Annotated in this window: 7 protein-coding genes and 2 pseudogenes; 8 read left to right on the top strand and 1 reads right to left on the bottom strand. The window is 60.7% G+C overall.

Annotated elements, in window-relative coordinates:
* Positions 1 to 469, bottom strand: a pseudogene (locus tag EN994_RS11555) (GGDEF-domain containing protein); the annotation flags it as partial.
* Between the two features lie 295 nt (positions 470 to 764).
* Here EN994_RS11555 and EN994_RS11550 point away from each other — a divergent pair.
* From EN994_RS11550 to EN994_RS36025, 8 genes and pseudogenes are all read left to right on the top strand, one after another.
* A complete protein-coding gene (locus tag EN994_RS11550) occupies positions 765 to 1799 on the top strand; it encodes a methyltransferase (RefSeq protein WP_013529996.1) in 1035 nt (344 codons plus the stop codon).
* Between the two features lie 249 nt (positions 1800 to 2048).
* Positions 2049 to 2690 (top strand): 50S ribosomal protein L25/general stress protein Ctc, encoded by a 642-nt coding sequence (locus tag EN994_RS11545; RefSeq protein WP_013529995.1) that lies wholly within the window; start codon positions 2049 to 2051, stop codon positions 2688 to 2690.
* Positions 2691 to 2713: 23 nt separating this feature from the next.
* Complete coding sequence (gene pth / locus EN994_RS11540) at positions 2714 to 3439, top strand: aminoacyl-tRNA hydrolase (protein ID WP_127307543.1); 726 nt, start codon at positions 2714 to 2716, stop codon at positions 3437 to 3439.
* A gap of 89 nt (positions 3440 to 3528) precedes the next feature.
* Complete coding sequence (ychF, locus tag EN994_RS11535; RefSeq protein WP_024505635.1) at positions 3529 to 4632, top strand: redox-regulated ATPase YchF; 1104 nt, start codon at positions 3529 to 3531, stop codon at positions 4630 to 4632.
* A gap of 66 nt (positions 4633 to 4698) precedes the next feature.
* The gene (locus EN994_RS11530) at positions 4699 to 5370 is read left to right on the top strand and encodes an HAD family phosphatase (protein WP_272482876.1); all 672 of its coding nucleotides are present in this window, start codon (positions 4699 to 4701) and stop codon (positions 5368 to 5370) included.
* A 188-nt stretch (positions 5371 to 5558) separates the two neighbouring features.
* A complete protein-coding gene (gene corA / locus EN994_RS11525; RefSeq protein WP_023809832.1) occupies positions 5559 to 6533 on the top strand; it encodes a magnesium/cobalt transporter CorA in 975 nt (324 codons plus the stop codon).
* A gap of 123 nt (positions 6534 to 6656) precedes the next feature.
* Entirely contained in the window at positions 6657 to 7133 is a 477-nt protein-coding gene (locus EN994_RS11520; RefSeq protein ID WP_013529991.1) for a MaoC family dehydratase, read from the top strand.
* Positions 7130 to 7255: pseudogene (locus EN994_RS36025) on the top strand (dehydratase); the annotation flags it as partial. The gene EN994_RS11520 and the pseudogene EN994_RS36025, both read left to right, overlap by 4 nt.

Below are 7255 nucleotides of genomic sequence, written 5' to 3'. Positions count from 1 at the left end.
CGATAGACAGCTTGAAATTGAATGTAAAGAAAAGATTGGCGCTCATCATGAATATGGTCCCAAAGACCATATAGTAAGAGACGCTTTCCTTGTCCGCGCCCATAATCGCCGGACACAGCCAACCAACATAGCCAAAGATGATGGCCCCGGCGCAGGTCACGTCGAGCCATTCCGTCCCGACGCCGTGGCGAAGCTGCGCTTCCAGGATCAAAAGCGCGCTCAAGCCGACCGCGAAGCGCGCCGTGATCGTATAGGCGGCCACATCCGGGATCAGCAGCAGATCCGTTGCCGAAAACAAGAGATAGATCGCAACTGCGATCCAAAGCCCTGGCCTGGCCTCCCCTCTTCGCGTCGCCCGGGCTTCGGTGCGGTAGAGGGCGCGAAGTTCGTCGGCCCCCAGTTCGTAGCGCGGCTCGTACGGCTCAGCGTCAACCGTATCGGCCAATGCGGATGACACGTGTTCGTTCATCACAATCGACCCCTTTTGAAAGGGATTTTGTTTTCCGAACTCATTTCCAGCTTCTGCCCCCACGCGGGCCGGCTCCTTGGGACGCGACGGCGATTGCGAACGCCGGGCAAACAAATGCAATCGCGCAAGACAAGTTTCCGTTAACTCGAACCCGGAATCCGGCTCGGAAACTGATTAACCAACGAACATGGTTGGCGGGAAATTAATCATAAACCTAAAATGCCGTCGGCCCGACATTGGCAAAGGGAGCATTCTACGCAATAAGTTAACCGACTGTTAACTATGGAGTGATGGCGTGCAGACCGTTCTTGATGGCAAAAGCTTGATTACTGCCGAGATGCTCGCCGGCACGCTGCCTCGGGGAAAGATCGAGCATCATGGCGAAGCGTTCGAAACCGCGCGCGCGGAGCTTGCCCTCATTCTCCACGCGACACAGCAGCAGGTCGAACAGGACAAGAACCCGGCCGAGATCGTCGGCCGCTTGCTGTCCTTCCTCAATGGCCTGCATTCCAAGGTTCATCCCGACGTCTGGCATGCGTTGATACCGGTCGCGCAGAACCATCCGATCCTGAAGTATTTTCTCGAGGATCCACTGACGCACTGGTCCTTCACCAAACCCAGGGGCTATTCCGGCGACGCGCAGTTGCTCGACTACATCTATTGTGATCCGCACGTGGCAGAGAGCGTGGCGAACGCCTCGGAGGTCGGCAAAGCACTCTATAGCCATACCCAGAACGTACCGTCATGCGTCGCGGCCCGGGAACGACGCGACCTCCTGACCCGATATGTCGACGAGATCGCGGCCAAGAACGGACCGGAAACCGAGGTTCTGGCGATCGCGGCCGGCCATTTGCGGGAAGCCAATCGTTCGGTCGCCCTGACGGAGGGCCGTCTCAAGCGCTGGGTTGCGCTCGACCAGGATCCCCAGAGCGTTGGGCTGATCTCGCGCGACTTCCAGGGCACCGCCGTCGAAGCCATCGACGGCTCGGTGCGAACCGTGCTCACGCGGGGCCACAAGCTCGGCAAATTCGACTTCATCTACGCCTCCGGCCTTTACGACTACCTCGCCCACAACGTCGCGGTGAAACTCACGAAGACCTGCCTGCAGATGTTGAAGCCGAACGGAACATTCCTGTTCGCCAACTACGCCGAGGGCACCCCCGACGCGGGGTATCGGGAGACGTTCATGGACTGGGTGTTGCTGCTGCGATCGGAGGTCGATATGTGGAACATCGTCAATGCCAGCGTCGACCGCAACACCGTCGAGGCGCAGGTATTCTTCGGCGAGAACCGCAACGTGCTCTATGCCGTCATCGAAAAGCGCGGATAGCGGCCGTCTGGGCTGCACCAGGCCGGTCGTGCCTTTGGCTTGCACCTCCGGCCGCCTTCCGCTATAGAGCCGCCACCCGCGTAGACACCCTTGGAGGCAACGCGGCGGAAGGCCGCCTTCCCGCATGATCCCGAAAAGTGGATTCCGGTTTTCGGACCAGATCATGCATGGGTATGTCGGCTTTCGACGTTTACGGTCCAGGCACTCTGCCCACCGTGAGCGCTCCAGAACAAACCGAAAGGAAATGCCATGAGCCACGACACTTACGAGCTCAAGGCCGAAGCACGCGAACAGGTCGGTAAGGGGTCCGCCCGTGCAGTTCGCCGCAACGGTAAAGTGCCTGCAGTAATTTATGGTGACAAGCAGCCTCCCCTGGCTATCGCGCTCACCTACAAGGACATCTACTACAAGATCCATGGCGGCGGGTTCCTGACCACGATCGCCACGATCGATGTCGACGGCAAGAAGATCCAGGTCCTGCCGAAGGACTTCCAGCTCGACCCGGTCAAGGATTTCCCTGTCCATGTCGACTTCCTGCGCATCGGCAAGGACACCGAAGTCAATGTCGACGTGCCTGTCCACTTCATCAACGAGGACAAGTCGCCCGGCATCAAGCGCGGCGGCGTACTCAACATCGTGCGTCACGAAGTCGAGTTCCACTGCCCGGCCAATGCGATCCCGGAATTCATCACCGTCGATCTCACCGGCGCCAACATTGGCGATTCGATCCACATCTCGGCGGTCAAGCTGCCGGCTGGGGTCAAGCCTGTGATCTCCGACCGCGACTTCACCATCGCGACCATTGCCGGTTCGTCGGCGATGAAGCCGGAGACGGAAGAGACGGCTGAAGCGGCTGCACCTGAAGCGGCTCCTGCCGCCGAAGAGAAGTAACTCTTTCACGCCCGGAGCAGGCGATGCTGCTGTTTGCAGGTCTCGGCAATCCGGGCGCGAAATACGCCGGCAATCGGCACAATGTCGGTTTCATGGCGGCGGACGCAATCGCCCGCCGCCATTCCTTTTCGCCCTGGTCGAAGAAATTTCAGGGCCTGATCGCCGAGGGCTCGCTCGGCGGCGAAAAAGTCGTCCTGATCAAGCCGCAGACCTTCATGAACCTGTCCGGCCAGTCGGTCGGCGAAGCGCTGCGCTTCTACAAGCTCGAGCTTTCCGCGCTCACCGTCTTCTATGACGAGATCGATCTTGCCGAAGGCAAGCTGCGCATAAAGACCGGCGGCGGCGCCGGCGGCCATAACGGCATCCGTTCGATCGATGGCCATGTCGGCAACACCTATCGCCGCGTACGCATCGGCGTCGGCCATCCAGGCGTCAAGGAAATGGTCCAGCACCATGTGCTCGGCGATTTCGACAAGGCCGACCGCGAATGGCTTGACCCGCTGCTCGACGCGATCGCCGACAACGCCGCCATGATCGCCAAAGGCGACGAATCCGGCTTCATGAACAAAGCCAGTCTCGCCGTCCAGGGCAAGGCCGGGCCGGAGCCCGAAAAATCGGCACCTAAGCAGCCGGCGCAGAAGCAGCAAAGTCACGTCCGCCAAGCACGGCCCCAACAGCCCCTGGCCAAGCTGCCGGAAAGCGGTCCGATGGCCGCCATGCTGAAGAAGCTGTTCGGCGGCAAGGACTGAGCATCAAGGGAACCGAAGGGCTTGACGTTGATCACCCCTATCGCCCATAGCCCTGATCAAATTTCTATTTCCCGATAGGACCGGACAAAATGGGTTTCAAATGCGGCATCGTTGGCTTGCCCAACGTCGGCAAGTCGACGCTTTTCAACGCGTTGACCAGAACGGCTGCGGCGCAGGCCGCCAACTATCCGTTCTGCACCATCGAACCGAATACCGGCGAGGTCGCGGTGCCCGATCCGCGCCTGCAGAAGATCGCGGCGATTGGCAAGTCAAAGGAGATCATCCCGACCCGCATCTCCTTCGTCGACATTGCCGGTCTGGTGCGCGGCGCCTCGAAGGGCGAAGGGCTGGGCAACCAGTTCCTCGCCAACATCCGCGAGGTCGACGCCATCGTGCATGTGCTGCGCTGCTTCGAGGATGACGACATTACCCATGTCGAGGGCCGCATCGACCCGGTGGCCGATGCCGAGACGGTCGAAACCGAGCTGATGCTCGCCGACCTCGACAGCCTCGAGCGCCGCATCGTGCAATTCCGCAAGCGCGCCGGCAGCAAGGACAAGGAAGCGACGTCAGTGCTGCCGATGATGGAGGCAGCGCTAGAACTGCTGCAGGCCGGCAAGCCGACCCGCATCCTGCTCAAGGATATTTCGGCCGAAGATTTGCGCATCCTGCAGGGCCTGAACCTTCTGACCTCGCATCCCGTGCTCTATGTCTGCAACGTCGCCGAGGCCGACGCAGCCACCGGCAACGAGCACACCAGGGCCGTGGAAAAGATGGCGACCGCCCAGGGCGCCGGCACCGTGGTGATCTCGGCCGCCATCGAAGCCGAGGTCGCACAGCTCTCCGATGAGGAAGAGATGGAATTCCTGTCCTCGCTCGGCCTCGACGAGCCCGGCCTCAACAAGGTCATCCGCGCCGGCTACGATCTGTTGCACCTCATCACCTACTTCACCGTCGGGCCGAAGGAGACGCGCGCCTGGACCATCCATAAGGGCGACAAGGCCCCCCAGGCCGCCGGCGTCATCCACACCGATTTCGAGCGCGGCTTCATCCGCGCCCAGACCATCGCCTACAATGACTTCGTCACACTGGGCGGCGAAGTGGCGGCCAAGGAAGCCGGCAAGGCCCGCGACGAAGGCAAGGAATATGTCGTCCAGGACGGCGACATCCTGCTGTTCAAGTTCAACACGTGATTTGATGGAAGTCCTTCGAGACTGTCCGCGGGCCGGCTGAGCCGACCACCAGATATCAGGCCCAAAGTGTCGCCTATAAAGCTGATAATATTTGATTGTGACGGCGTCCTCGTGAACAGCGAGGAGATATACCAGGCAACCGAGCTTGAATATCTGGCGGCGGCCGGCATCACGTTCGAACCAAGCGCCTATACGCAAGCCTTCATGGGATTGTCTCCCGCTATGTGGCAGGCGAAGCTCGAAGCGATCGGCCAAGAGCGAGCCAAGCCGCTCTCTCCGCTCTTTTTTGAACAGCTTGCCGACCACACCAACGAACGCTTGCGTAAGAATCTGGCGGCCTTACCCGATGCAGGGAATGTGATTGGCCGGCTCGCCGCATGGAGATGTGTGGCGTCAAGCACGCCGCTGGCCCGATTGCGTTGGAAACTCGAACACACGGGCCTTGTCGACCTTTTCGATCCTAATATTTTTTCATCGGACATGGTCGTCAATGGAAAGCCGGAACCAGACCTGTTCTTGCATGCGGCGGACACGATCGGTGTTCATGCAAAGGAGTGCATCGTGGTCGAGGACAGCGTGAATGGCGTCCTGGCGGGCAAGGCAGCAGGTATGCGCGTGATCGGATTTACCGCTGGCAGTCATTGCACCGGCACTCATGGCGATGCTCTGTTGCGACATGGCGCGGATGCCCTCGTCGGCGCATACGAGGACTTGGAGGTCACTCTAGCCAGTCTTTAGATCGATCCGCTGACGCGGCTTCCGAGCCGCGAGGGCCGTCCCCCGGCCCGATTCGGGCTTGTCTTGATTTTGTCACGTCACAGGTCTAAGCGGCAGACGCACGGTCGGCGCTGGCGCCAGGAACCGTGCAATCCAACACGACGCGTCAATCCGAACGCACCCTTTGGCCCCAGCAAGGGAATCAGGCGATGATCAAGGCCTTCGTCGTGGACAATGATCGCCTGCGCGTCGTCGACGATCTCCTGGCAAACAGCGAGACCATCGTCTGGGCGGACCTGTTCAACCCGACAAAGGAAGAGGAAGCGACGATCGAGAGCTGGCTCGGCGTTGCCATTCCGACGCGCGAGGAGATGGAGGAGATCGAGATTTCGAGCCGCCTCTATGTCGAGGACGGCGCCTACTTCATGACCGCAACCCTGCCCGCGCAGACCGAGGTCGACGATCCCTTGATGTCGCCGGTCACCTTCGTGCTCGCCGGCACAAGGTTGATCACTGTGCGCTACCATGAGCCGAAGGCCTTCAAGACCTTTCCGCAGCGCGCCGAGAAGGTGGCGACCGGCTGCACCAGCGGCGACACCATCCTGATCGGCTTGCTGGAGGCGATCGTCGACCGTCTCGCCGACATTCTGGAGCGTGCCGGCCGTGACATCGAGGCGATCTCGCGCGATATCTTCGAGGCGCGATCGACCAAGGTTTCCAAGCGCAATCGCGACTTCCAGGAATTGTTGAAAGCCATCGGCCGCAAGGAGGACATCGCGTCTTCGATCCGCGACAGCCTGATCTCGCTGCAGCGCCTGGCGGGCTTTTTCGCCCATGCCTCGACCCGCACCAAGATGAGCAAGGACACCAAGGCGCGCATCAAGACGCTGTCTCGCGACGTGCTGTCACTCGCCGACCACGCCACCTTCCTGTCGCAGAAGATCTCCTTCCTGCTCGACGCGACGCTCGGCATGATCTCGATCGAGCAGAACGCCATCATCAAGATCTTTTCGGTCGCCGCCGTCATCTTCCTGCCGCCGACTTTGGTCGCCTCGATCTACGGCATGAATTTCGACGTCATCCCCGAGTTGAAATGGGAACTTGGCTATCCCTTCGCCATCGCCATGATGGTGCTGTCGGCGATCCTGCCCTTCTGGTATTTCCGCCGCCGCGGCTGGCTCTGAGTGGGCCTGTCGATCGGCTGCCACAGGCTGGCGCAGTAGAAATCGCTTGACCAAATGAACGCCGGCCTGCATCCGGAAACCCCGATCCTGAGGATCGTGGGTCGACAAGCCGGATTCCAGACCATGACCGCAGAGATAAAAACATGGGCCTATGAGGACTTCATCGAGGGTGCATCGATCGACCTCGGCTCGAAGCTCGTGAGTGCCGCCGAGATCGTCGAATTCGCCGGAGAATTCGACCCGCAGCCGATGCATCTCGACGAGGAAGCCGGCAAGGCCAGCATCCTCGGTGGGCTGGCGGCGTCGGGCTGGCACACCTGCGCCATGTTCATGCGCATGCTGTGCGATGCCTTCCTGTTGGACTCGACCTGCCAGGGCGCGCCCGGCGTCGATCAGGTCAAATGGAAGAAGCCGGTCCTGGCCGGCGATCAACTGACCGGCACCCTGGTGGTCGTTGCCAAGCGCCTGTCCAAATCGAAGCCGCAACTCGGCTTCGTTACAATGCGCAGCGAACTGTTCAACCAGCGCGGCGAAAGCGTCTTCGAGCTCGAGAACTCCGCCATGTTCCTCACGCGCGATGCCGCGGGGAGCCAAGCATGACACTGGACGAGTTCTTTCGTATCGGCACCACGGTGACGCTCGGCTCGCACACATTCGAGCCCGAGGCGATCAAGGCCTTCGCCCGCAAATACGACCCGCAGATCTTCCATACCGACGAGGAG

Source organism: Mesorhizobium sp. M7A.F.Ca.CA.002.09.1.1 (assembly GCF_003998555.1).
GTDB lineage: Bacteria > Pseudomonadota > Alphaproteobacteria > Rhizobiales > Rhizobiaceae > Mesorhizobium > Mesorhizobium ciceri.
Note: the sequence above shows the minus strand (reverse complement) of the source record. Positions and strands in the feature narration are given on the sequence as shown.